26 protein-coding genes and 1 pseudogene are annotated in these 24,119 nt (G+C 38.6%); 10 read left to right on the top strand and 17 right to left on the bottom strand.

Features of this window, described 5'->3' with window-relative positions:
• Positions 1–10 precede the first annotated feature (10 nt).
• The 6 genes from BN1356_RS03735 (at position 11) to BN1356_RS03710 (ending at position 5,513) form a co-directional block, all read left to right on the top strand.
• Positions 11–664 carry a hypothetical protein gene (locus BN1356_RS03735; RefSeq protein ID WP_093650090.1) on the top strand — a complete coding sequence of 218 codons (654 nt, stop codon included), beginning with the start codon at positions 11–13 and terminating at the stop codon, positions 662–664.
• Positions 665–811: 147 nt separating this feature from the next.
• A complete protein-coding gene (gene trmFO / locus BN1356_RS03730) occupies positions 812–2,161 on the top strand; it encodes a methylenetetrahydrofolate--tRNA-(uracil(54)-C(5))-methyltransferase (FADH(2)-oxidizing) TrmFO (RefSeq protein WP_093650499.1) in 1,350 nt (449 codons plus the stop codon).
• Between the two features lies 1 nt (position 2,162).
• Positions 2,163–2,594: a WapI family immunity protein gene (locus tag BN1356_RS03725; RefSeq protein ID WP_093650089.1), complete on the top strand. Its 432-nt coding sequence runs from the start codon at positions 2,163–2,165 to the stop codon at positions 2,592–2,594.
• Between the two features lie 150 nt (positions 2,595–2,744).
• On the top strand, positions 2,745–3,569 hold the full coding sequence (locus BN1356_RS03720) for an alpha/beta hydrolase (RefSeq protein WP_093650088.1): 825 nt from the start codon (positions 2,745–2,747) through the stop codon (positions 3,567–3,569).
• 15 nt (positions 3,570–3,584) lie between these two features.
• Positions 3,585–4,331: an esterase family protein gene (locus BN1356_RS03715; protein WP_093650087.1), complete on the top strand. Its 747-nt coding sequence runs from the start codon at positions 3,585–3,587 to the stop codon at positions 4,329–4,331.
• Positions 4,332–4,343: 12 nt separating this feature from the next.
• Positions 4,344–5,513 carry an ATP-grasp domain-containing protein gene (locus BN1356_RS03710; RefSeq protein WP_093650086.1) on the top strand — a complete coding sequence of 390 codons (1,170 nt, stop codon included), beginning with the start codon at positions 4,344–4,346 and terminating at the stop codon, positions 5,511–5,513.
• A 73-nt stretch (positions 5,514–5,586) separates the two neighbouring features.
• Here BN1356_RS03710 and xerS read toward each other — a convergent pair whose 3' ends face one another.
• The 7 genes from xerS to BN1356_RS03675 form a co-directional block, all read right to left on the bottom strand.
• Positions 5,587–6,657, bottom strand: coding sequence for a tyrosine recombinase XerS (xerS, locus tag BN1356_RS03705; RefSeq protein ID WP_093650085.1), 1,071 nt, complete (start codon positions 6,655–6,657; stop codon positions 5,587–5,589).
• 150 nt (positions 6,658–6,807) lie between these two features.
• Positions 6,808–7,317, bottom strand: coding sequence for an AAA family ATPase (locus tag BN1356_RS03700; protein WP_093650084.1), 510 nt, complete (start codon positions 7,315–7,317; stop codon positions 6,808–6,810).
• 54 nt (positions 7,318–7,371) lie between these two features.
• Positions 7,372–8,823: an alpha-amylase gene (locus BN1356_RS03695; protein ID WP_093650083.1), complete on the bottom strand. Its 1,452-nt coding sequence runs from the start codon at positions 8,821–8,823 to the stop codon at positions 7,372–7,374.
• 73 nt (positions 8,824–8,896) lie between these two features.
• Positions 8,897–10,447 carry a signal recognition particle protein gene (gene ffh / locus BN1356_RS03690; RefSeq protein ID WP_093650082.1) on the bottom strand — a complete coding sequence of 517 codons (1,551 nt, stop codon included), beginning with the start codon at positions 10,445–10,447 and terminating at the stop codon, positions 8,897–8,899.
• 99 nt (positions 10,448–10,546) lie between these two features.
• A complete protein-coding gene (locus BN1356_RS03685) occupies positions 10,547–10,879 on the bottom strand; it encodes a putative DNA-binding protein (RefSeq protein WP_093650081.1) in 333 nt (110 codons plus the stop codon).
• Between the two features lie 63 nt (positions 10,880–10,942).
• On the bottom strand, positions 10,943–11,398 hold the full coding sequence (locus BN1356_RS13065; protein WP_425423518.1) for a CPCC family cysteine-rich protein: 456 nt from the start codon (positions 11,396–11,398) through the stop codon (positions 10,943–10,945).
• Positions 11,399–11,512: 114 nt separating this feature from the next.
• Positions 11,513–12,211, bottom strand: coding sequence for a GntR family transcriptional regulator (locus tag BN1356_RS03675; protein ID WP_093650079.1), 699 nt, complete (start codon positions 12,209–12,211; stop codon positions 11,513–11,515).
• Between the two features lie 134 nt (positions 12,212–12,345).
• On the opposite strand from BN1356_RS03675, the gene guaA reads away from it, so the two are divergent.
• Entirely contained in the window at positions 12,346–13,896 is a 1,551-nt protein-coding gene (guaA, locus tag BN1356_RS03670) for a glutamine-hydrolyzing GMP synthase (protein WP_093650078.1), read from the top strand.
• A gap of 90 nt (positions 13,897–13,986) precedes the next feature.
• On the opposite strand, the gene BN1356_RS03665 is transcribed toward guaA, so the two are convergent.
• Positions 13,987–14,457: a hypothetical protein gene (locus tag BN1356_RS03665; protein ID WP_093650077.1), complete on the bottom strand. Its 471-nt coding sequence runs from the start codon at positions 14,455–14,457 to the stop codon at positions 13,987–13,989.
• A 149-nt stretch (positions 14,458–14,606) separates the two neighbouring features.
• Here BN1356_RS03665 and BN1356_RS13060 point away from each other — a divergent pair, with 149 nt between their 5' ends.
• Complete coding sequence (locus BN1356_RS13060) at positions 14,607–14,927, top strand: transposase (protein ID WP_483855122.1); 321 nt, start codon at positions 14,607–14,609, stop codon at positions 14,925–14,927.
• Positions 14,824–15,611: pseudogene (locus tag BN1356_RS03660) on the top strand (transposase); the annotation flags it as partial. The gene BN1356_RS13060 and the pseudogene BN1356_RS03660, both read left to right, overlap by 104 nt.
• 20 nt (positions 15,612–15,631) lie before the next feature.
• Here the strand turns inward: BN1356_RS03660 and BN1356_RS03655 are convergent.
• From BN1356_RS03655 to BN1356_RS03635, 5 genes are all read right to left on the bottom strand, one after another.
• Positions 15,632–16,798 carry a site-specific integrase gene (locus BN1356_RS03655; RefSeq protein ID WP_093650076.1) on the bottom strand — a complete coding sequence of 389 codons (1,167 nt, stop codon included), beginning with the start codon at positions 16,796–16,798 and terminating at the stop codon, positions 15,632–15,634.
• On the bottom strand, positions 16,791–17,009 hold the full coding sequence (locus BN1356_RS03650) for a DUF3173 family protein (RefSeq protein ID WP_093650075.1): 219 nt from the start codon (positions 17,007–17,009) through the stop codon (positions 16,791–16,793). Before BN1356_RS03650 ends, BN1356_RS03655 begins: the two co-directional genes overlap by 8 nt.
• Positions 17,010–17,196: 187 nt before the next feature.
• Positions 17,197–18,516 carry a Rep family protein gene (locus BN1356_RS03645; protein WP_093650074.1) on the bottom strand — a complete coding sequence of 440 codons (1,320 nt, stop codon included), beginning with the start codon at positions 18,514–18,516 and terminating at the stop codon, positions 17,197–17,199.
• Positions 18,517–18,949: 433 nt separating this feature from the next.
• Positions 18,950–19,360 (bottom strand): hypothetical protein, encoded by a 411-nt coding sequence (locus BN1356_RS03640; protein WP_093650073.1) that lies wholly within the window; start codon positions 19,358–19,360, stop codon positions 18,950–18,952.
• Between the two features lie 2 nt (positions 19,361–19,362).
• Positions 19,363–19,824 carry a hypothetical protein gene (locus tag BN1356_RS03635; protein WP_093650072.1) on the bottom strand — a complete coding sequence of 154 codons (462 nt, stop codon included), beginning with the start codon at positions 19,822–19,824 and terminating at the stop codon, positions 19,363–19,365.
• Positions 19,825–20,060: 236 nt separating this feature from the next.
• On the opposite strand from BN1356_RS03635, the gene BN1356_RS03630 reads away from it, so the two are divergent.
• Positions 20,061–20,540: a helix-turn-helix transcriptional regulator gene (locus BN1356_RS03630; protein ID WP_093650071.1), complete on the top strand. Its 480-nt coding sequence runs from the start codon at positions 20,061–20,063 to the stop codon at positions 20,538–20,540.
• A 329-nt stretch (positions 20,541–20,869) separates the two neighbouring features.
• On the opposite strand, the gene BN1356_RS03625 is transcribed toward BN1356_RS03630, so the two are convergent.
• From BN1356_RS03625 to BN1356_RS03610, 4 genes are all read right to left on the bottom strand, one after another.
• Positions 20,870–21,685 (bottom strand): DUF6287 domain-containing protein, encoded by an 816-nt coding sequence (locus BN1356_RS03625; protein ID WP_093650070.1) that lies wholly within the window; start codon positions 21,683–21,685, stop codon positions 20,870–20,872.
• Positions 21,686–21,700: 15 nt separating this feature from the next.
• Positions 21,701–22,462, bottom strand: coding sequence for an SDR family NAD(P)-dependent oxidoreductase (locus tag BN1356_RS03620; protein WP_093650069.1), 762 nt, complete (start codon positions 22,460–22,462; stop codon positions 21,701–21,703).
• A gap of 80 nt (positions 22,463–22,542) precedes the next feature.
• Complete coding sequence (locus BN1356_RS03615; protein WP_093650068.1) at positions 22,543–23,142, bottom strand: lysozyme family protein; 600 nt, start codon at positions 23,140–23,142, stop codon at positions 22,543–22,545.
• Between the two features lies 1 nt (position 23,143).
• The gene (locus BN1356_RS03610; RefSeq protein ID WP_093650067.1) at positions 23,144–24,118 is read right to left on the bottom strand and encodes a nucleoid-associated protein; all 975 of its coding nucleotides are present in this window, start codon (positions 24,116–24,118) and stop codon (positions 23,144–23,146) included.
• Position 24,119 lies beyond the last annotated feature (1 nt).

The raw sequence follows: 24,119 nt of genomic DNA, 5'->3' as shown, positions 1-24,119 counted from the left end.
GGAGAATAGAATGAAAAAACGATATCAACTTCTTAGCCTTACCTTACTTATTCCTGTTTTAGTGGCTTGTGCAAATACGTCAACGAAAGAAGCAGAAAAAGCACCATCTTTATCTACTCAAAAAAAGGACACGGATACGGGGAAAACCACTAGTTTAAAATATCCACCGATGCAGTCAAATCAATTGGATAAGACAACTTTTTTATTTAATGGTGCAGAAAATGATTTGTCTGTAATGAAAACAATCGAACGGTATGTTCACCTTACATCTAATTATGATTTTGCTAATTTTGATCAAACTGAAGCGGACAAACGCCTGGCTGAAGTAAAAAATCTAAAATTAAATATGGAGCTGGCACCTGATGAACAAGAAATGTTTCAGACAATTGTTGAAAAGGCCAAGTCAGTAGGTAGTGGAACTTCAAAAGTGACCCAACTTGGGATTTTTAAGGAGAAGAATTCGGAAAAAGATCCTGAAGGAACCTATGATGATAGCTACCAAGTAGCTCTTACAATGCGAATTGAGGAAGATGAGAGAGTCGTAAGTGAGACGACCATGGTAGCATTAGTTTGGATGAAGGCTGATAAAATCCAAGCATCCTTTTCAGTCGCAGATTTACAAGAAGTTGTTGATGTTGCGGATTTTTTCAACAATCTTAACTAAGGAAAAACAAAATATTTCTTCTCGAAAACTGTCTCACTCGAACTGTGGGGCTTTTTTTGGTATAATAGTCCAGTATGAAAATAGAAAGGTTCTGTTTTGGGGAATTCCCAAACAGTAGTCAGTTATCTGACTAGAGGTATTAGTATCTTGTCTCAATCCATCAAAAAAGCTGAACATATCAATGTTATCGGAGCTGGTTTAGCCGGTTCTGAGGCTGCATATCAAATTGCCAAACGCGGTATTCCCGTAAAATTGTACGAGATGCGTGGTGTCAAACCCACTCCACAGCACAAGACAGACAATTTTGCAGAGTTGGTTTGTTCCAATTCTTTTCGTGGCGATAGCCTTACCAATGCGGTCGGTCTCCTTAAGGAAGAGATGCGTCGTCTTGATTCTATCATTTTGCGCAATGGTGAAGAACACCGTGTACCTGCAGGTGGAGCTATGGCTGTTGACCGTGAAGGTTATGCGGAAGCAGTCACTGCTGAATTACATGCTCATCCGCTGATTGAAGTCATTCGTGGTGAAATCACAGATATTCCAGAGGATGCCATTACCATTATTGCAACTGGTCCGCTGACTTCTGATAGCTTGGCTGAAAAGATTCACGCGCTTAACGGTGGTGATGGTTTTTATTTCTACGATGCAGCAGCACCAATCATCGATAAGTCCACTATCAACATGGATAAGGTTTACCTAAAATCTCGCTATGACAAGGGAGAAGCAGCCTATTTCAACTGTCCTATGACCAAGGAAGAGTTCATGGCTTTCCACGAAGCCTTGACAACGGCAGAAGAAGCACCGCTCAATTCTTTTGAAAAGGAAAAATACTTTGAGGCTTGTATGCCCATTGAGGTAATGGCAAAACGTGGCATCAAAACCATGCTCTATGGCCCTATGAAACCAGTTGGCTTGGAATATCCAGATGACTATACTGGACCGCGTGATGGGGAATTTAAAACACCCTATGCCGTTGTTCAGCTTCGCCAAGACAATGCAGCAGGGAGCCTCTACAATATGGTTGGTTTCCAGACCCACCTCAAATGGGGCGAGCAGAAACGTGTTTTCCAAATGATTCCAGGCCTAGAGAACGCAGAATTCGTCCGCTATGGTGTGATGCACCGGAATTCCTATATGGATTCGCCGAACTTGCTGACACAGACTTTCCAATCCCGTAGCAATCCAAATCTTTTCTTTGCTGGTCAAATGACAGGAGTTGAAGGCTATGTGGAATCAGCCGCTGCAGGAATGGTTGCCGGTATCAATGCTGCTCGTCTCTTTAAAGGAGAAGAAGCAGTCGTCTTCCCACGCACGACAGCCATTGGCAGTCTGCCTTATTACATTACTCACACAGAGAGCAAGCATTTCCAACCGATGAATGTCAACTTTGGAATCATCCAGGAACTAGAAGGCCCACGTATCCGTGACAAGAAGCTCCGCTACGAAGCCATTGCGGAACGAGCGTTGAACGATTTGGAGCCACTATTAGGAGTCTAAGATGGAAGAAGTTATTTTCAGACTGAAGGGCTATGACGAAGAATATTTTTGTCTAAAAGGTTGGCCGCTTTCGATGGGTTACTCAGCAGATGGTGGAATCTCAATTGAAGCAAATCTTTATCAGAAAACAGGAGTTTATCAAATAAATGGTGGTAAATTATTCCTTTCAACTTATTTGTTAGAAAATTTTCTTGCTGATATACAAACTTGTTATAAAACATTGTCTGGTCAATCTAGTTATAAAGCAGACTATGATGAAGAACTTATTTTTCAGATTTTGATGGAAAGGGGAGGTAACTTGATTTTACTTGGTACCTACCAAGAACACCTCTCTGCTTTCTCATCACTTCGGTTTGAAATGGCGAGTGATCAAACCTTTCTGGCTACAGCCATCAGAGATTTGGAAACTTTCTTATCTCATATTTCAGACTAATCAGGATCATCTCACTGGAGGTGGTCTTTTTCTAGAATATTCATTCGTTCATTCGTTAATTCCGAATGTTTTTTGGAAAATGCAAAATTTTCAGAATATTTCCCGAAAACTATGATATAATACTGTAAAATGAATGCGAAAGAGTAGAGAATGAACAAAGCCTATTTTTATTTAGAAATGCGGACACATGAACTCCATGTTCCTTATACCAATCATAAACGCCGGGTGCGGGTTCTTCTGCCTAAAAACTATCAGGAGGATAGAGAGCAAAGCTATCCAGTCCTTTATTTTCATGACGGGCAAAATATTCTCTATAGTAAGGAGTCCTTTTCAGGTCACTCTTGGAAGCTGATCCCGGCCATCAAACGCAACCCAGACATTAACAAGATGATTGTGGTGACCATTGATAATGACGGACCAAATCGTATGAATGAATACGCGGCTTGGAAATACCAAGAGTTCGGGATTCCAGGTATGCAGTTTGGCGGTAAAGGAATCGAGTACGGAGAATTTGTCATGGAAGTGGTCAAACCCTTTATTGATAAAGAATACCGAACCAAGTCGGATAAGGCCCATACAGCTATGATTGGCTCCTCGCTGGGCGGAAATATCACCCAGTTCATGGGTTTGGCCTATCAGGACCAAATCGGCTGTTTAGGTGTCTTCTCATCGGCTAACTGGTTGCATCAGGAAGCTTTTAATCGTTATATGGAACGGAAAAAACTAGATTCTGACCAACGCGTCTATATTTATGTTGGTACAGAAGAAGCAGATGATACAGATAAAACCCTCATGGCAGGGAATATCAAACAAGCCTATATTGACTCCTCTCTTTCCTACTATCGTCAACTAATAGCAGGAGGAGTAAATTTAGACAATATTGTTTTAAAAATCGCCTCAGGTGCACCTCATAACGAGGAAGCATGGGCAGCTCAGTTACCGGACTGCCTACGATTTTTAAGTGAAAAATGGTAAGGAGAAAATGAAAAAATGCATGTAGAATTTTTAAGCCACTGGTCAGGTCATCTTGGTCGTGAAATGAATATGAACCGTTATGGACACGCGGGTATTCCCGTAGTTGTTTTTGCCTCTTCAGGGGGATCTTATAGCGAATATGCTGATTTTGGCATGGTTGAAGCTTGTAAAGACTTGGTCGAGGCTGGAAAAATCCAGTTTTTCACTGTAACCAGTATTGATAAGGAAAGTTGGTTGGCCGATTGGAAACCGATGCACGACCGTGCCTTGGCCCATCAAGCCTATGAGCAGTACATTATCAATGAAGCGATTCCTTTTATCAAGCATAAAACCAACTGGTTTGATGGTATGATGGCGACAGGTTGTTCGATGGGGGCCTATCATGCTCTGAATTTCTTCTTGCAGCATCCAGATGTCTTCACTAAGGTTATTGCTCTCTCAGGTATCTACGATGCTCGTTTCTTTGATAACAGTCAAGATTATGATAACGATTCTCTGGTTTACCAAAATTCTCCTGCGGATTATATCTGGAATCAAAATGACGGTTGGTTTATCGACCGCTATCGTCAAGGGGATATTATTGTTTGTACCGGTTTGGGTGACTGGGAACAGGATGGATTGCCAAGTTTCTACACTCTCAAACATGCTTTTGAAGAGAAAAACATCCCTGCTTGGTTTGATGAATGGGGCGCTGATGTAGCCCACGATTGGGTATGGTGGCGTCAACAAATGCCATTCTTCCTTGAGCAGATGAATTTATAGAAAGGTAAAACTATGAACTATCTTGTAATTTCTCCCTTTTATCCGGAAAATTTCCAACAATTTACGATTGAACTAGCAAAGAAAGGCATCAAGGTTCTTGGAATTGGCCAAGAACCTTATGATCAGCTTGGAAAAGATTTACAAAATGCTCTAACCGAGTACTTCAAAGTTGAAGATTTGGAAAATCTGGACGAAGTCAAACGTGCAGTTGCTTTCTTGTTCTACAAACATGGACCAATCGATCGGATTGAATCCCATAATGAGCACTGGTTGGAAATGGATGCTGAGCTACGTAAACAGTTTGATATATTTGGTGCCAAACCATCTGAATTGAAAAAGACAAAATTCAAGTCTGAAATGAAGAAATATTTCAAAAAAGCGGGCGTTCCAGTCGTTCCAGGTCAGGTGGTTAAGAATGAAAAACACATGGCTAAGGCTGTGAAAGAAATCGGTTTTCCGATGATTGCTAAGCCAGACAATGGTGTTGGTGCTGCAGCGACCTATAAATTATCCAACCAAAAAGATTTGGACCATTTCAAGGAAAATTGGGATGGTGAAACGGTTTATTTCTTTGAGCAATTTGTTGCTTCAAAACAGGTCTGTACCTATGATGGACTAGTGGATAGCCAAGGCAATGTTGTCTTTGAAACCAGCTTTAATTACCGCTATGCTCCATTAGAGTTACTGACTCATAACCGCGACAATGCTTACTATGTCCTAGATAAGATTGATCCAAAACTACAGGAATATGGTAGAGCGATTATCAAGGCCTTTGGTATGAAAGAACGTTTCTTCCACATTGAGTTTTTCCGTGATAAAAAAGACTATATCGCTCTGGAGTACAATAACCGTCCGGCGGGCGGCTTCACGATCGATGTCTATAATTTTGCCCACTCCATCGATCTTTACAGCGATTATGCAAGTGTCGTCGTTGGAGAAGGAGTGGCTGAGCGTCCATTTGAGCCCCAGTTCTGTTTGGCAACAACTCGTCGTGACAAACTCACTTATGTTCACACAGAAGACGAAATTCGTGAGACATACGGAGACAAGCTGAAGACCGTCAAACGCATGCCTGAAGCTTTTGCAGCCCTACAAGGGGATACTCTCTACATGCTGACAGCAAGCGATGAAAAAACAGTAAAAGAGATGATCAACTATATTTGCGAAAAAGAAGCAAAATAGCACAAAACCTAGTCAGCATCAGCTTTCTAGGTTTTGTTTTTATATTTCATTTACGTAAAATATATTATGTAAATTATAATTTATCCAGTGCATTTTTTTGTTCGTCATTGACGATATGCGTATAGAGGTCCGTTACTTGGGTAGAAGCGTGTCCCAGTTGATGGCTGACCAAGACTTGTGATTTAGTAGCATCATAGAGTCTGGTAGCCAGGGTATGACGAAGTTTGTGGGGAGTCACGCGGATTTTGAAGTCTTGGGAGTATTTTCCGACCATCTTTTCGACACTAGAAGCATCGATACGGTTGGGAATACCGCGGTATTCGGTTAAAAAGAGAGCAAGATCCTGTTTTTCTGCCTTGTAACGGGCTTTACGGATTTGGAGGTATTGTTCTAAATAGGGTTTCGCAAAACCAGCCACATTGACTGAGTCTCTTTTTCCACCCTTGCGAGTGACGTCAATGACCATCATCTTGAGATTGAGGTCTTTCACATCCAGATTGACTGCTTCAGACAAACGGACACCTGAAGCCAATAGTAAGGCGATGAGCGCTAAGTCACGTTCCTTATTTTTTCGGAAAGATGATTTGGCTCGGTTAGACAATTTGATTTCATATTCTCTATCCACATAGTCCAGAAATTCCATGGTTTCATCGCCTAAAAAGAGTTTCTGCTTGATATTTTCAGCTCGTGAAGCCAAGGTTTCTTTCTTTTTCTTGGTAGCAACCTTCTTCATGACATTGCGATAGAAGTAGGGCTCACCATTTTTATCCTCAACTTCTTCGGTCAAATATTTGAAAAGGCTAGAGAGTGCTGACAAAGTCCGGTTGATAGTGGTCTGCGATACCCCTTGCTTGGTCGAATAGGTATTGAGAGATGGTCGTTCCCGTAGATAAAGAATAAAAGTTTCCAGATCTTTCTTGCTGAGGTTTTCTAAACTATTCAAGTCAATATCGGCGATTTGTACAGCATTTGAAATATCAGCATCCAGTAACCACTCAAAAAAACGTCTGTATTCCTTGAGATATTCGTAGAGTGTCGTAAAGCTATATGGAACGGTTAGTTTTGACTGGTAATATTCCAGAACAAACCAGGGCATAATTCCTTTTAGTTCTTCAATTTTTTCTAAGAGCAATTCACGTCGCATAATCTTTTCTCCCAATCTTTCTGTAATAGTAGTATATCACAAGTTCATATGTATTTCAAGAAAATTATAGTTTTTCGGAAAGATGATATAGAAAAAATACAGCCTCTTTTTCATAACAAACCAACTGTTAAGAGGCTATACGCTTAGGATTCAAATTTTGTTCTTCAGTATTTCTGTTACAATCTCTTCAGGAGACTTCTTATCCGTTCGAATCTTTTGTCCAGGTATGTCATTTTCAAACGCCTGCAAACAACTCTCCAAATGATTTCTTGCCCAGGTATTGTCCTCTAAACTACGTTTATCCAATCTATCTAATATGGTATCTTTAGCAGCCATCAGAATAATATGTTGCACCTGGATGTCCTCTGCGAGGCCTTGTTCGATGATTTCTTGATAATATTCCTTTTTATAGATTGTCATAGGTACGATAATCGTTTTGTTTGTCCGATGCACTAAATCACGGATAATCTGAATGGTCGCCTGTCTCCAGGGCAGATTATCCTGAAAGTCTTCTGGGACCCCTGACTTTGGAAGGATTGCCTGTAAAAAATCTCCCAATAATTCAGGGTCATATAAGATAGAATTTGGGAGTTTCTGATGTAAAAGACATGCCACAGTTGATTTTCCGGCTCCAAAGGCACCGTTTATCCAAATAATCATTTTTTCTCTTTCATAAATAAGTTTACATAATAAATATTATGTAAACTTATTCTTTTATTCTTCAATCCATACTGACACGGACCCAGCTTGAACCAGGAATCGTCCCCAACCATTCTCGTCAAGAGTGACTTTGTCTGTATGATTGCCTAGATAATCGATAAAGGTTTTTCCAGCATTTAACTCTCCCATGCTCATATCTTTAAAGCCTGCGTCTGAGTTGCTGATCACTGCTGCTAGTCCTTTGGGATGTTCATCATCCCCTAAGAAAGTCCAACCAATACAGTTTGGATGATCAAAATAGTCCGTTTGTAGACCATAAGCATGTTCTTTACGAATATGGAGCAATTTATCGAGAATATCTTGGAAGGATGCTTGAGAAAATTCTCCTGAGATGCCGTAATAATCACCATAAAAGATGGTCGGAATCCCTTCTTGTCGTAAGAGAATTAGACTATAAGCCATGGGTTTAAACCATTCCTCAACTGTTGATTCTAGAGCTTGTCCACGCTGAGAATCATGGTTGTCAACAAAGGTTACTGAGAATTCGGGTCTATTTTTTGCTAGACTGCCATCAAAAATCGTCTGAAGATCATACTGATTTCCAGCTAAACTTGCTTGATAGAAATTCATATGCAAAGGAACATCCACCAAGTCTATCTGATTGCCAGTTTCTTCAATGTAGTTTAAATTAGCATCCTTATCGTCTTTCCAATATTCTGCAAATGCGTAAAGGTCTGATTTTAACTCTTGACGGACATATCCAATAAATTCTTCGATAAAATCGTGTTCGATATGCTTGGCGGCATCAATACGAAATCCAGCAATATTGGTCGTTTCAATGAACCACTTTGCCCAATCCTTAATATTTGCAACTACATCAGGATGTTTAAAGTCAATGTCATTAAACATCAGGTAGTCATAATTTCCATGTTCTGCATCGACTTGGTCTTGATTAGCCCAACCTTTGTTTTCACCTGTAATTTGGTAAATGCCAGTCACATCATGTAAGGCATCATAATCTAAGCCAGTAAAGTGATACCAATGCCATTTGAAGTCATTGTAGGTATCCTTACGACCAGGGAAATCGTAGCCAGTGTAGCCCTCAATCTCAAATGCTTCTGAAATTGCCTCTTGGCGATTGTCAGGATTCATCCGTAAAACATGGAAACGTTCTTTATAGTCTCCACCAGCCTTGTGATTCAAGACAATATCAGCAATACTGGCTATCCCGTTATTATGGAGTGCTTCAATAGCGGCTAAGTAATCATCTTTTGTTCCGTATTTAGTTTCTATTGAGCCTTTTTGGTCAAATTCCCCCAAATCAAAGAGGTCATAAACACCGTAGCCAACATCATTTTTTCCAGTTGCTTTAAAAGCAGGTGGCATCCAAACCTTTGTGATGCCAAGTTCTTTTAGATGAGCAGCATCTTCAGCTAATTTTTTCCAATGATTCCCATCAGCTGGTAGATACCACTCAAAATACTGCATCATGGTTTGTTTTTCCATTTTTTACCTACTTCTCTTCTATTGGGGAGACTAAATAATTCTATAATGAAGTAATACAGATTCGTTTCTAGTCTTATTTACGCTTTTTCTTAGCTTTTTTAATCTTGTTGGCCTGACGTTTCATGGCTTGTTTCATAGCAAATTCACCAATTTTACCTTTGATACCGCCACCCATCATTTGGCTCATATCTGGCATTCCAGCTCCACCCATCATGCCTTCAAGAGCAGACATGTCTGGCATACCCATACCACCGCCCATATTGGGCATGTTTTTAGGCATATTATTGGGGTTAATACCCATTTGACGCATCATCATATTCATATCGCCAGACATAACACCCTGCATCATGGTTTTAGCTTGGTTAAAGTCTTTGATGAACTTGTTCACATCTACAAAGCTATTTCCGGAACCAGCAGCAATCCGACGTCGACGGCTTGGAGAAAGCAAGTCTGGATTTTCACGTTCAGCCGGGGTCATAGAGGACACGATGGCCCGCTTACGGGCGATTTCGCGCTCATCTACCTTGATATTGGCCAAAGCCGGATTTCCTGCCATACCTGGAATCATCTTAAGCAGGTCTTCCATAGGACCCATACTTTGAACCTGGTCTAATTGATCAATGAAATCGTTGAAATCAAAGGTATTCTCTCGCATTTTCTCAGCAAGTTCTATTGATTTCTTCTCATCGTATTCTTGAGAAGCCTTCTCAATAAGGGTCAAGAGGTCTCCCATACCCAGGATACGGCTAGACATGCGGTCTGGGTGGAAGGTTTCAATATCGGTAATTTTTTCACCAGTACCGGTGAATTTGATTGGTTTACCAGTGATTTCACGGACAGAAAGGGCCGCACCTCCACGGGTATCCCCATCAATCTTGGTCAGAACGACACCAGTAACAGACAGCTGCTTGTTAAACTCAGCCGCCACATTAGCGGCTTCTTGACCAATCATGCTATCGATAACGAGGAGAATTTCATTTGGATTAGCGAGAGCTTTAACATCACGGAGTTCTTCCATAAGTTTCTCATCGATTTGCAGACGACCAGCTGTATCGATAAGGACATAGTCATTTCGATTTTCACGTGCTAAAGCCAAACCTTGCGAAACGATATCGACAGCTGAATGGTCCGTTCCCATATCAAAAACGGGAACATTGATTTGTTTCCCAAGAGTTTTCAACTGGTCGATGGCTGCTGGACGATAAATGTCGGCCGCAATCATCATCGGACGGGCATTTTCTTCCTTAATCAGTTTGTTGGCCAATTTACCAGCAAAGGTTGTTTTACCAGCACCCTGAAGACCAACCATCATGATGATAGTCGGAATCTTTGGCGATTTTTCAAGCTCGGCAGTTTCTGATCCCAGAATCTCTGTTAATTCTTCATTAACGATTTTAACGATTTGTTGTGTTGGATCTAGAGTATCAATAATTTCATGCCCGACTGCGCGCTCACGCACTCGCTTGATAAAGGTTTTGACAACCGGAAGAGCAACATCTGCTTCCAAGAGAGCCATGCGAATCTCTTTGGTCACTTCTTGGACATCTTTTTCAGATAGTTTTTTCTTTCCACGTAGGTTTTTAAAGACGCTCTGCAAGCGTTCAGTTAAGCTTTCAAAAGCCATGATTCATTCTCCTAAAGTTTTTATATTTCGATAGATTCTTCAATAAATAAAATAGTCGTTTATTTTGTTTCTAGACTTAAAGTTCACACAAGAGTCTGACTAATCTCGATTGTCGATACTAGATAAAATGGCGATTTTTTCCTGAAGAAAATCATCTGTTGGGTATTTTTCTGTGATTTCATCGAAAATCTGTCCACGAACAATGTAATCCGAGTACATGTGCAACTTCATTTCGTAGTCTTCCAATATTTTTTCAGTACGTTTGATGTTATCGTAAACAGCCTGTCGACTGACACCAGATTCTTCGGCAATTTCTGCTAAACTGTAATCATCAGCGTAGTAGAGCTCGATATAATTCATTTGCTTGTCGGTCAAAAGTGCCGCATAAAACTCAAAAAGGGCATTCATCCGATTGGTTTTTTCAATTTCCATACCATTTATTATATCAAAAAAGCCCGTATTTTGATAGAGGAAATACGGGTATCTGGATATATTTTAGGAATCACTTTTAATCTTATATTTGTACTTCATACGAGCAAGTTCAAGAGCGCTATCATCGCTATCGTACGGGTTATTGCCACTACTATCTCCACACCACTCACAGACTGGACAAACTTGATAAGCAATTTGATGAGGATGAAATGTTTTGTGTTGACAACAGGGACATTGAATTAAGATTTTATCGAGATAGTTTGCAACTAATTCGTCATCCAAATGATGAGTTTCGTTTATATTTTGCGACCAAGAAAGGATAGAATAAGCCAGATTAGTAGAATGTATTGTGAGTACGGGAGAAAGAAGATCTAAAATTTGGTCATCATTTGATGGAGTAGTAGAAATCAGACAGGAAAGCAACCATTTTCCATTTTGGTCACAGGAAAATAAATATGCATTCTCTCGAAAAATAGACTCTGTAATTTTGAAAATACAAAAGCAGTTCACCGCCCTCATCAACAATAAATAATTGATGTGCATCCTTCTCAAAGAGAAGGACATCACGCGCTTGCCAAGTTGGTTGAAAGTTCTTCAGTTTTTCTTCAACCCACTTCAAACTTGTAAAGAAAATCAGTTATTCTCCAGATAAAATTCAAATCGATCTCCGACATATTGGCTATTGACGTACTCAAAAGCCTGCCCATCTTCCAAGTAAGAAACTTGTCTTAGAGCAAGGATGGCTTGATTCTTCTTGATTTGAAGGAGTTTAGCCACCTTATCGCTCGCTAATCGGGCAAAAATAGTCTGGTGGCTTTTCCCAATACGGTAGCCATTCTCCGTTAGCGCTTTAAAAAAGTGATTGGTGACATCTTCTTTCTTAACGTTTTTAATCAATCCTTCAGGGATACTTGCCACTTCGTAAACAACGGGAATATCATCTGCATAGCGAACCCGTTCCATCCGGATAACATATTCATTGACCTTGAGATTGAGCATATCGATTTCTTTATCATTGGCTAGGGTCTTGGTATAAGAAAGGAGGTGACTAGATGGATTTTTCCCTTGTAATTGAATGATTTCAGTAAAGGAGGTCGTGCCACGCATCTTCTCTTGGACACGGGTGCTAGCGACATAGGTTCCAGAACCAACTTTTCGTGTTAATACGCCTTCTTCAACCAAAAGGGTAATAGCTTGACGCAGCGTCATCCGAGAGACCGCAAAATCATCGGCCAAGTCTCGCTCGCTGGGCAAACGTTGACCGATTTTCCAGATCCCGGCATCAATATCATCCTTTATCTTATCATGAATGGTTAGATAGGCAGCTTTCATTCTCATTCCTCACTTCTTCTGCTCTTATTCTACCAAATTTCTATATTTTTCTCCATACTTACTGCAAATAGTTCGCTTTTGTGTTAAAATATATATCAGAAATGGATAGAATTTCTATTTGAAAGGAAAAAAGAATGACAATGCAAGATGTTCAAAAGATTATCGTTCTGGATTATGGTAGTCAATACAATCAGCTTATTTCGCGTCGTATACGTGAATTTGGTGTTTTTTCAGAATTGAAGAGCCATCGAATTACTGCTCAAGAGGTCCGTGAGATGGCTCCTATCGGGATTGTTCTCTCTGGTGGTCCAAACTCAGTTTATGCCGAAAACTCTTTTGATATTGACCCAGAAATTTTCGAATTGGGGATCCCAATCTTAGGAATTTGTTATGGTATGCAACTGATTACCCATAAACTAGGTGGAAAAGTTGTCCCAGCTGGTCAAGCGGGTAACCGCGAATATGGTCAGTCAACGCTTCGTCTGCAAACCAGTTCAGAATTGTTTACTGATACACCTGATGAGCAGCTTGTTCTGATGAGCCATGGCGATGCTGTGACAGAAATCCCTACTGATTTCCATTTGGTGGGCTTGTCATCGGACTGTCCATTTGCTGCTATGGAAAATAGCCAAAAGAAAATTTACGGTATTCAATTCCACCCCGAAGTCCGTCACTCTGAATATGGAAATGACATCCTGAAAAACTTTGCTATCAACATTTGTGGTGCCAAGGGCGACTGGACTATGGAAAACTTTATCGATTCAGAAATCGAAAAAATCCGCCAAATAGTGGGGGATAAAAAAGTTCTCCTAGGTTTATCTGGCGGTGTTGATTCATCTGTGGTCGGTGTTCTTCTGCAACGTGCCATCGGAGATCAACTAACTTGTATCTTTGTTGATCATGGTTTGCTTCGTAAAAATGAAGGCGATCAAGTTATGGAGATGCTTGGTGGCAAATTTGGCCTCAATATCATCCGTGTCGATGCTGCCAAACGCTTCCTAGATCTCCTGTCAGGTGTTGCTGATCCAGAGAAAAAACGCAAGATTATCGGAAACGAATTTATCTATGTCTTTGATGACGAAGCTAGCAAACTGACAGATGTTGATTTCCTAGCCCAAGGAACGCTCTATACTGATATTATCGAGTCTGGTACAGAAACGGCCCAAACTATCAAGTCTCACCATAATGTTGGTGGACTTCCTGATGATATGCAATTTAAACTGATTGAACCACTGGATACCCTTTTCAAGGACGAAGTTCGTACTTTGGGTACTGCTCTTGGTATGCCAGATGATATTGTATGGCGTCAACCTTTCCCAGGACCTGGACTAGCTATTCGCGTTATGGGTGAAATCACAGAAGAAAAACTGATGACTGTCCGCGAATCAGATGCTATCTTACGGGAAGAAATCGCCAAGGCTGGCCTGGACCGTGATGTATGGCAATACTTTACTGTTAATACAGGCGTTCGCTCTGTTGGTGTCATGGGAGATGGTCGTACCTACGACTATACGATTGCTATCCGTGCTATCACTTCTATCGACGGTATGACTGCTGACTTTGCCAAACTTCCATGGGAAGTTCTCCAAAAAATCTCTGTCCGCATCGTCAATGAAGTCGACCACGTTAACCGCATTGTCTACGACATCACCAGCAAACCACCAGCAACCGTTGAGTGGGAATAGAGTTAATAAGTATAAAAAGCCTATGAAATCAGCATTTCTAGGCTTTTTTATCTTGTTCTAACAACAATTTAACAACAAAAAGGTAATAAACTAATGATCCTCATCAAAAAATTCTTTAAGTAAATCTGGGTTATCATTATCAAGATTGACTCTTATTGAGGTTAATTCACTTAATTCTGCTATATTTAACAATGAACTATCTTTTTTGTAAGTTTCTCTATCGTACAGCAAAAAGCTTCCACGTTTAAATCTTTTGTAATTTAACTGATTAACCGATAAATCAGAGTTAGTCAGTACATCATATGTAATACAATCAACATCATAATATGGAAATGCTTTTTCTAACTCCTCATGTAATGTTATAAAGTTAAAATCCCCTAAATTTGATTGTTTATCATACACATAAACTAAGGAAACTGTCTTGTTTGGAAACAATTCATTTGTTTCCAAAAAATCCCCATATATAAAAATTTTGACTAAGTTATATTTTTCAGCAATTGGAGCAATCCGTTTTCGGAATAATTTTAGATTATTCATAATATTGTAATCTTTATCTATCATAAAAGTACCTCTCCTTTTATTATATCAAAAAAGAGGCTGGGCAAAAAGTAGCTTCAGAATAGAAAAAACGAGCATTTCCGCAGTTGGAGATGCTCGTTTCCCTATGTCATGGTTTATAATTATAATAACGACAAAACAACTAGAAAGCCATGATCATGTATAAAGAGTATAACACAAATCAACTCAGTTTGGAACTAAATCTTGCCTACGATATTCCTATGAATCATGAAGTTAGATTGATCAGTCTTTTTGTGGACAGTATCCCTAATCATGTTTTATTGGAAGATAAATCACACACTGGCCGTCCTGCCTTCCATCCGGCTATGCTCATGAAGATGACGCTCTTCGCCTACGCTCGTCAGGTTCTTTTCAAATCCAACGGACACCAGAACTCTAAAACCCTTTCTCCAATCGATTCAAACCCTAGACTTGTTCCAAAATATTGTCGCCGATGCCGGTTATGGCAGTGAGGAGAATTATAGTTTTATCATTGATGAGTTGGAGAAGACCCCTCTGATTCCCTATGGTATGTACCAGAAGGAATTGACGAAGAAATATAAGAACAGTCCTACTAATCCAAATAATTGGGACTACCTTGAAGAGACAGATCAGTTTATTAAACCAGACGGAGTTGTTTATTCCTTTAAGAATTACTCTCGTCGAACTGACAAGTACGGATTTAAACGTGACTTTAAAATCTATGAGGCGGATAACATACAAGGCACAGAAGAGTTAGAAAAACTTTCCAAAACAGAAAGTGGTCGCCAGAAACAAATCCATTACAATCCAACTTGGAATTACTTTAAAGAACTCATCAAGGAAGAATTACATAGCGAAGAAGGCTCTCGAATCTATGCCAAACGGAAAATCGATGTTGAACCCGTTTTTGGCCGATTAAAGAGTGTTTTTGGCGTGCGCAGGGTTCATGTCAGAGGCAATCGAGCCGTCCAAACGGAGGTTGGATTCCTCTTCATGAGTATGAATCTCACGAAATTGGCCAAGAATCTAGCCTCTAAAACTTCACATACTCAAAAACCACACAGTGATTTTTTCATCTTGATTGTTTTCAAGACAGAAATCACCGTGTGGTTTTATTTGAAGCTACTTTTTGCCCAGCCTCCCAGCCTGCGTTTTTATCGGACAGATTGTACTAGTCCTCAAAAAGCCACGGCTTCTATTGTGAGCGATATTGATTTCCATTAAATTTACTTTTATAAAAATTATCATTGGGTATTTTGATAACTCCAGACATTCTATCCGCCACCTCTTTCATAGCATTTGGTCTTAAATGAGAGTACGTGCCGAGTGTTGTTTTAATATCTGCATGTCCCAGGCGATTTTGCATTTCCAAGTCATTCATACCAAGCGAGAGCATAAAACTAGCATGAGAGTGTCTCAAATCATGAATACGAATAGCTTTTATACCTGCAAATTCACTATGCACTTGCAAGACACGTTTTAGCGTAGATTTTACCAATGGAATATTTGCTAGAGAAAAGACAAATCCGCATTCTCCTATTTGAGCTTGTGCTTGTTTCCAGTATTTCAAATGCTCTAACGTATCGTCATCAAGATACAATAACCTATTACCTGAAATAGATTTTGTATCTGTAATATACCATTCTTTTTGATTTTTATAATACATTGAACAATCTATCAAGACTGTACCACTATCAAAATCTATCTTCGACCACTCAATAGCTTGTAATTCACTTGTACGAACCCCAGTCATAAAGAAGAACCAAAACGTGGTAAAATATAGCAAATCATAAATATTAGACTTGTCAAATGTACTGATGAATTTCTGAAATTCTTCAACTGTCCAAAAATCAACTTTAGGCTTATCTTTCTTGACATTGCCAACCTGTTTAGCCACATTGCTAGGCAACATACCAAGTCGAACAGCTAAATCAAAAACTTGTTGTAGTATCTGATGTACAGAACGAATATAATTATTTGATAGTCCTTCAATAAACATAGCATTCTGCCATTGCTTAACATGGGGAGGAAGAATATCTGATAATTTCATATTATCAAAATAGGCTAGTCTTTTAAACTTTGAACGTGACATATCAAAAGTACGCTGTCTAACTTGGCTTTGATAATCTGGTATAAAGTAATCATCTAGAAATTTTTTGAAAGTCATTGAGCTATTAGATGATAATGCACCTTTACCAAAGTCAGCTAGTATTTTCAAGCGCCATTCTAAAGCTTCCTTTTGCGTTTTAAAGCCGTTTTTGAACTTATGTATCCTTTTACCTGTTACAGGGTCAAATCCAAGCGATACAGAAGCTCTAAAAGTACCGTTTGTCATTGGATAGATATTGGATATTTTAGGCATGTTCCACTACTTCCTCGCCCATCAAATCAGCTTCATCAATTTTCACACCTAAAATCTCCTCAACTGTTTCAAGTGGAACACGACCAAGTCCTTTACTCTCATACCATGTTAGACCTTGACTAGCCAATTTTGCCTTAGCTTGTTTCACTAACATCATAGCCTGCCACGAACTAAATCCTAATTTCATTAAATCTTTTTTTATCACAAACATGGCTTTTATTTTCCTTTCATGTTATAATTTCCTTAGTTATTTTTTATATTTGATGCGGTTTGCCGACTGCATCATTTTTTTTGTTTTCTGCCAATCTTTTAACCATAAAAATTTGAAATTCATACTGTTGTAATCGACACAATAATTATCTTCTAAATTCAATCTGTCACTTATCATCACTACTAACTTAACCATTAGCCACCTCACTAGGAGAAATACGAGGATAAATATACTCATCTAATAGTTTAATGATGAACCTTGACTTATCTTGCATGCTAAACAAATCTTCAAAGTCAAAATTCAGTACAATACTAGAACCATCAGACCTTTGATAGTGACTAGCTGCTTTTTCTTCTTTGATTTGAGATACACTGTAAAATCTATCTTCCCTACCGTGCTTTAAACTAATCTCTGATGAAAAATTAATCCGACGAAGATATTGATTTAAGTCCTCTGTTTCAATTTGTCCAAAGAAAGTTTTCGGAGACATATAGGCTGATAAAATAACCAATCTAGGAACAACCAACTTATTTTGATAACGTGCCGACATTCTCGCAGAATTGATTGGGTCAAAAAGTTTTAGCCAATCTGTCCCAGAAATACTATCCTTTCTCAAATCATCTAACAAAAGAATTTCTTCCCCATAGTAATTATCAAATGGATTTTTTGAGCCTGCAGAATATATCTCTCCTTTCAGACCTTGAGTGTTTAATCGTTTCTGTGTTTCAAGCGCTAAATCTCTTGCAAGTGTTGATTTCCCAATACCAGGCTTTCCTTGAATATAAAGGACAGTCAGCTGGTAATCTCCACGTTGTAAAGATTGTAAGCGTAAAAATGCTTCACGTTCTCCGTAGAAATTAAAGCTCTCACGGAATTTCTGTTGATTATTAGCAAACAGAAAAGCCAGTTTATCATCTTTCATAACATCTAGATAAGTTAATTCTCCAGATTGAACTTTAGATAAAACTAAATCAAGTTTTTCTTCTGCTTTTTCACGTTTTCGAGTTGCAGAATAGTTTTCAAAATCCTCTTTATTCTGATTGATAAAGACTTCATAATCAAGCGTATCAAAGGTTTCTACATCACTGACTGGATATTGAAATTTATCCTTATCCTTGGCATGGATAAGGTATGCTAAAGCGTTAATACGAGTGTAAGCTCTTCCCCCTTTTGATTTTGGGGTCTCAATTCGTTCACGCTCTACACCTAAAATGCTAGCCACTTTTGATAAATCGACCAGCTTTGGAAAGTCTACATAACCATGCACATGAGGGTCTACTAACTTTGTTCCGTAAGAAATATCCCTGTCATGGACAACTATTGCAAATTCTACAAACTCATCTTCTTCCACTAGAGCTCTAACTCGGTTGAAAATCAGCCTAAAAATCTTCTCTTTATTAGTTTCCCAGTCATCAAATAATTGCTTATCTTGGATAGACCAATCCCAAAATTTAGATTTTAATTGTTGCTCAAATAAAAATCTCCTATTTCTAATTCGTTTTGTCATAAACACCTCTGAATAATTATTCTTTAACTTTTGGTTATTAATTCTATGTTTTTGGATATATACTCCACTTTTTCGAGAATATATCCAAGTATATATCCAAGTATATATCCATGATTTTAGCTCTTTTTCTCTCCTACCGCATACGCTGGACCGTCCCGATGTCCCACGGTTGAAATGCCTTCAAATCAAGGTTTATCCTTGTTTTTCACCATTCTATCGTCAAGTCCAAGAATGGCGCCCGTGCGTAGAAATGGATATTTGGATATATACTATGCCTAAAAAAGTTTTACGCTGAATTTTATGGATATTATACTGCTAAAAACACGACTGCTTTTTGGTAGCTTGTCGCCAACGCACCATGACTTACTAGCGGAATTTCCACCCCGCAAGTCATGGTGCTGGCAATGCTCCCAAAAGTCGTATTTTTAGCCGATTACACCAATTTCAAACCACTTGCAACTAATTTCAATCCTTTATATCCTGCGTTACGGCCATCAATCCATTGAGCCATAACACGAGTATCAAGCAATTCAACAAAGGCTAATTGAGAACCTTCCATAGCACTTTCAATCACATCAAAACTCCCCAAGACCTCAATCGTGATATGCTTGACATCTTCCATATCTATCAAACTTTGCTCTACTGCACTAGCTGTTCGCTCATCAATACCATTCAACATATAGCTTTCAACAGCATCTGTTGCTTTACCATCTTTGTATTTGTTTTTAGGACGTGCTTGCGAAAAGTCAATCTTTACTTTTTTAGGGATATAGAACTGAGAGCTATCAAGAGCCATTTCTTTAAGTGAGAGTTCGCTTGTTAATTTCATTTTGTTATTTGCCATTACTATTTACCAATCTTTCTTTTATTTCGTGTGAAGAAACCTTTGGATTGATTATCTTCCAAATCCTCAATCCGTTCTTCTAGTTTCTGTATTTTATTTTTCAGTACAGATATCGTAATATTTTTATTATTATGGGCTTTTACTAGCTTGTTTAGAGTAACTTTCATATTAGCAACATCTTGCTTTAGTTGTCGCTCCTCACGAGCCTTTAAATTGCCCCATACTTCTATCACAGACTGAGCCATGTTATTTGTTTCATCAATTCTTTGTGAAAGTCTGATAAACTTATCAAACTCATCTTCAGTAAATTGATAAACATCTTGTACACGCCTGCGACTAACACGCATTCTAGTTTTTTTAAATTCATAACCAGAAAGCTCTTCAATTTTTAAGCGCCACTTTTTAACAGACGTAACTGATTTTCCAGTAGCTTTCATAATATCCTTGTATTCCTTATAAGCCATTTCTCCTTGTCTCTTTCTTTTAAAATGTGATATAATCTAGATAGTTAATTTTGGTAAGTCTTTGAGAAGTTTTGCTTTTCAAAGACTTTTTTATACAATCATAAGCTGTTACCTCACTTTCACTTGCCAAACGTTAGACTAGTTTGGTATAATTTTGTTAACCACTTGTGGTTACAGATAGATTGTATCCAAATATGGTTACAATGTCAAGCGTTATATTGTTGAAAGGTAATATTATGTCAAAATTTTCAGAGAACCTAAAAGAGTTTAGAGAAAAAAATAAGCTAACACAAAAAGAGTTAGCTCATTTATTGGGGGTAAACAGGGTTTCATATGCTAGGTGGGAGAACGGTTCTAGAGAACCAAACATGAAAACAATAAAAAAAATAGCTACAACTTTGGATATATCCGTAGAAGATTTACTTGTAGAACCAAATTGGAATGAATATATAAAGAAATATCCAGATAGACCAAATTACTCAAAAATCGATTCGGTTTCCTACATAGATTTAGAGATAGACAGTTATGACGAAATACGAGAAAATAAAGATAAGCGTGACAAGCTAAAGAAATCAATTTTGATTGCTTTTCTAGATGGAGAAAATATTTTTGAAGTATACAACTATTTACTCAAAAAGTGGAATCTTAATGAAGATGAAACAAAAGATTTCAATTCAATCTTTCAAGAAGTTCAAGAATACAATTATCTTCGCTAACAACAATTTAACAACAATACACTCAAATAACAACAAATAATACTTATTCATTGTATTAGCACTCGCTAAAAATCAAGCTTTCTAGTCATTCAAAATGTGACTATTAGCGAGTGGGAATAAGACAATGAGGGAAGTAACTGTTTCAACCTGAATCCTAAAAGCAAATTAAAAAGTATTTTACTATTTCCCAATTTATAAAAAGCAAAACCGCTACTTCAAACCTTTTACGATTTGAGGTAGCGGTTTTCTTATTTATTTTTGCATAATATTTTTTATGCAAAAATTATGTTCACTATTTATCTAGAACACTCACCATCTAAAAAATCATACTATGGCATATAGACAATTAAATCTTTTGTTTGGGACAGGATGACTCCGTTGCGGTAAACGCGATAAAGTGCTCCGTTGTCTCCTCTAAGGAGTTCAAACGGAATACTTTCGGTCCGATTATAGTTGCTTTCAATCAGTTGCCAGTTAAGAGGGCCTAAAATAGCATTTGCATAGTCTATGGTAGATTGGCCACTTTCTAGTGCAACTCCTGTATCAATATTGGTCAAAGGGTTGTCTGACGATCCTGCTGTCCTAGAAACAAGTCGATAGTACATATTTAAATCATCTACTTTTTCTGCTACACTTTGAGTGCCAAACATGCGGTCGCGATTGATATCCGATGTATCTGTTCCAGTTGAAAAATGCTTATTCGGGATACTTGTTCCAGATGGGATAAAAACAAGCGCAAAGCCTCCCGTTCCAATCGTGCTTGAAACATTTATTTCTAAAGCACCGTCTACCAAAATAGAATGTCCTTGAATAGTCGAGTCTCCAACTAGACCTAGTGAATTGAAGGTTAGTGAGTTTCCTTCCTTATTTTCCCATCTGCCAATGACACTGGAAAAATCTCCCTTAGAAATCTCTTCGAGATTCATTTTGGCAAAATTAGGACTTTGTACTACTTCCTCAGTTGTTGCTTCTTGTGTTGTAACTTCTTCCCTTGTAGAGGATGTTGAACTAGAAGATTTTGATATTTCACTCGTCTGCGTCGTTTTTTGAGTCTGACTAGTCGAATTTGTTTCTGCCTTCTTTCCACAAGCAGTGAGCAGACTGGCTAAAAGTAGACTACATGCTAGAAAACTTACCTTTTTCATACAAGATTATCCTCCTTAAACTTCTCTATGAATCGTAAAACCTGTCGCTTGCTGATTGGCCATAATAGTAATGTCAGAAATTTGAACACGCCTTGGCTGGTTGGCAACATAGAGAGCAACATCTGCAATGTCCTCAGCTTGCAATGCTTCTACACCCTTGTAAACTTGCTCTGCTCGCTCTTTATTTCCATGGAAACGTATTTGACTAAAAGGAGTTTCCACGATACCAGGTTGTAGAGTCGTTACTTTAATATCTTTATCAATAGTATCAATTCGAATCCCATCGCTAAGCACTTTCACGGCTGCCTTTGTTGCTGAATAAACGGCTGCCCCTGCGTAAGCATAAATACCGGCCGTTGATCCGATATTGATGATATGACCGCTATTTCTTTCCACCATTTGTGGTAAAATCTGACGTGTTACCAATAGAAGGCCCTTAATATTTGTATCAAGCATGGTCAGCATGTCTTCCACAGCGTAATCTTGAAATTTATCCAGACCTAAGGCTAAGCCAGCATTGTTTACTAAAATGTCAATCGGTCCGACCTCTGAAAGTATAGTTTGGCAAACCGTTTCGACCATTTCTTTTTTTGTCACATCTAATGGGTAATCGTAAACGCTAACCTGATACTTGGCTTCTAAATCAGTTTTGACAGCCTCCAAACGCTCAAGCCTGCGTCCCGTTAGAACCACTTTATCGCCATTTTTTGCAAAAGCATGGGCCATAGCCTCCCCAATTCCGCTGCTTGCTCCTGTAATCAGTACTGTCCGACTCATGTGATACCCCTTTCAATTTCTAAATTCATTATAGCATTAATCAATCAAAAGAAAAAGCCAACCAAGCAGTTGATTCACTTCTAGAATAGATTGACTAATTTCATAATGTAAAGATTGAGTTGTACTTGGCGAGAATAATAAATATTTCCTCCGTTAACGTAAAGTTTTGCTCCATGAAAGATGGAGATGGGATGGATATAGTTATAGGTTCTTCCACTGTCGTTCCCCAAACTCGGTGCGACGACATCTCTCGAATATTTTTCAGCTAGTTCTATTGTATTTTTTCCGCCATTTTTAGCAATATAGGAAATATAGGCAGAACCATAATTATAGGCCTGTACAGCTGTCCAGACATCCACTTGAGATTCGTGTGCCAAGAGTAGATTATCTGATAAATATTGAACACCTTGGCGAATACTTTCTTTGCTATCGGTGATGCTGTTGATATAGCCGTTGGCAGACTCACTAGACTGCATGACATCAGCTATTTGTCCCTTAGTCTCCGTGTAAATCATAGCCAAAACCAATTCTTCGTTGGCTTTCGTGTCGTTTTCGGCCAAAACTTCTTGTACCAGTGTTTGGTAGGTCATGACTTGCTTGACGTTTCGCCATGTCTGATAGGCTCGATAGGCTAGAAATACAAGGACGACTAAGAAAATCACTCTTGTAAATTTCTTCATATTAATTGTTTTTTATATCCTCGATATTCTTAATTAGGATGGAATAGGTCCCATTTTCGTTCTGAATAAATTCAACAGATTCTGCATCCTGATAGATATTGTTGGGTACAATGAGTTCAATTCCGTTCGATAGAGATAATTTCTGATTTTCAAATTTTTTCAACTGTCGGCTGGCATCAATTTCATCAAAAACAATTTTTTCAGGAACAACTTCTTTCAATTGATCCACAAAGGACAAGCGAGCTGTCAAATTTTGATCAAAAAGCTGGTTGGCCAGTTTTTCGGGTGACAATTCCCCATCTTCTTCCAAATTGTTAAAGATAGCCGATTTGACTTTCGATTGGAATTGAAAATCCCCTTCTTGGAAATTATCGGCAATTTTCTGAGCGGTTTTCTCTACTGCCTGAATAGACTTTTTAGCGGATACTCTTGGTTTCTCCTGCAAGAGATTATCTGAAAAATAATTGAGAAAAGCCCCGTTGTACTTGATACGCTTTTCAATCAAGTGGTACTTGCCCGATTGTAGATTAATGATGACAGCCTCATCCGGTGCTGAACCAGCGCTTGGCAGATTGTTCTGGGTCAGCATGAGTGGGTTATCGCTGTTATCGGCAATATGGACTAAATTTTCTCTCAAGGCAATTCGCAAGAAAGCAAAATGTTCGATACCATTCTTCTCGTAAGCAACAAAGAGTAAATCATTTGTTTTCTGATTTTCAGAGAGAATGAACTCTTCTTTCCAGAGTGGGGCAATCTTGATAGAAGCTTCCAGCAAATCAGCCTGAGCTAGTTCAAAAAATGTATTGTCACTGTTTAGTTGACCTGTTTTAGCATCATCTGAATAAACCCGTTCAATTTTTTTGCGGAGGTATTCTTCAATCTTTGGAGTGATAGTCAAGAGCTGGTCCGAAAGAACCAGCTCTGTATCATCTGGACTAAACTGATGCAAAACAGCTTGTTTAATATAAATATCCATT

The organism is Streptococcus varani (assembly GCF_001375655.1).
Classification (GTDB): Bacteria; Bacillota; Bacilli; order Lactobacillales; family Streptococcaceae; genus Streptococcus; species Streptococcus varani.
Note: the sequence above shows the minus strand (reverse complement) of the source record. Positions and strands in the feature narration are given on the sequence as shown.

Coding starts and splice junctions, on each gene's coding strand:
- BN1356_RS03735 (WP_093650090.1), top strand. CDS start 11: ATGAAAAAACGATATCAACTTCTTAGCCTTACCTTACTTATTCCTGTT.
- BN1356_RS03725 (WP_093650089.1), top strand. CDS start 2,163: ATGGAAGAAGTTATTTTCAGACTGAAGGGCTATGACGAAGAATATTTT.
- BN1356_RS03720 (WP_093650088.1), top strand. CDS start 2,745: ATGAACAAAGCCTATTTTTATTTAGAAATGCGGACACATGAACTCCAT.
- BN1356_RS03715 (WP_093650087.1), top strand. CDS start 3,585: ATGCATGTAGAATTTTTAAGCCACTGGTCAGGTCATCTTGGTCGTGAA.
- BN1356_RS03710 (WP_093650086.1), top strand. CDS start 4,344: ATGAACTATCTTGTAATTTCTCCCTTTTATCCGGAAAATTTCCAACAA.
- xerS (WP_093650085.1), bottom strand. CDS start 6,657: ATGCGACGTGAATTGCTCTTAGAAAAAATTGAAGAACTAAAAGGAATT.
- BN1356_RS03700 (WP_093650084.1), bottom strand. CDS start 7,317: ATGATTATTTGGATAAACGGTGCCTTTGGAGCCGGAAAATCAACTGTG.
- BN1356_RS03695 (WP_093650083.1), bottom strand. CDS start 8,823: ATGGAAAAACAAACCATGATGCAGTATTTTGAGTGGTATCTACCAGCT.
- ffh (WP_093650082.1), bottom strand. CDS start 10,447: ATGGCTTTTGAAAGCTTAACTGAACGCTTGCAGAGCGTCTTTAAAAAC.
- BN1356_RS03685 (WP_093650081.1), bottom strand. CDS start 10,879: ATGGAAATTGAAAAAACCAATCGGATGAATGCCCTTTTTGAGTTTTAT.
- BN1356_RS13065 (WP_425423518.1), bottom strand. CDS start 11,398: ATGAGGGCGGTGAACTGCTTTTGTATTTTCAAAATTACAGAGTCTATT.
- BN1356_RS03675 (WP_093650079.1), bottom strand. CDS start 12,211: ATGAAAGCTGCCTATCTAACCATTCATGATAAGATAAAGGATGATATT.
- guaA (WP_093650078.1), top strand. CDS start 12,346: ATGACAATGCAAGATGTTCAAAAGATTATCGTTCTGGATTATGGTAGT.
- BN1356_RS03665 (WP_093650077.1), bottom strand. CDS start 14,457: ATGATAGATAAAGATTACAATATTATGAATAATCTAAAATTATTCCGA.
- BN1356_RS13060 (WP_483855122.1), top strand. CDS start 14,607: ATGATCATGTATAAAGAGTATAACACAAATCAACTCAGTTTGGAACTA.
- BN1356_RS03655 (WP_093650076.1), bottom strand. CDS start 16,798: ATGCCTAAAATATCCAATATCTATCCAATGACAAACGGTACTTTTAGA.
- BN1356_RS03650 (WP_093650075.1), bottom strand. CDS start 17,009: ATGTTTGTGATAAAAAAAGATTTAATGAAATTAGGATTTAGTTCGTGG.
- BN1356_RS03645 (WP_093650074.1), bottom strand. CDS start 18,516: ATGACAAAACGAATTAGAAATAGGAGATTTTTATTTGAGCAACAATTA.
- BN1356_RS03640 (WP_093650073.1), bottom strand. CDS start 19,360: ATGGCAAATAACAAAATGAAATTAACAAGCGAACTCTCACTTAAAGAA.
- BN1356_RS03635 (WP_093650072.1), bottom strand. CDS start 19,824: ATGGCTTATAAGGAATACAAGGATATTATGAAAGCTACTGGAAAATCA.
- BN1356_RS03630 (WP_093650071.1), top strand. CDS start 20,061: ATGTCAAAATTTTCAGAGAACCTAAAAGAGTTTAGAGAAAAAAATAAG.
- BN1356_RS03625 (WP_093650070.1), bottom strand. CDS start 21,685: ATGAAAAAGGTAAGTTTTCTAGCATGTAGTCTACTTTTAGCCAGTCTG.
- BN1356_RS03620 (WP_093650069.1), bottom strand. CDS start 22,462: ATGAGTCGGACAGTACTGATTACAGGAGCAAGCAGCGGAATTGGGGAG.
- BN1356_RS03615 (WP_093650068.1), bottom strand. CDS start 23,142: ATGAAGAAATTTACAAGAGTGATTTTCTTAGTCGTCCTTGTATTTCTA.
- BN1356_RS03610 (WP_093650067.1), bottom strand. CDS start 24,118: ATGGATATTTATATTAAACAAGCTGTTTTGCATCAGTTTAGTCCAGAT.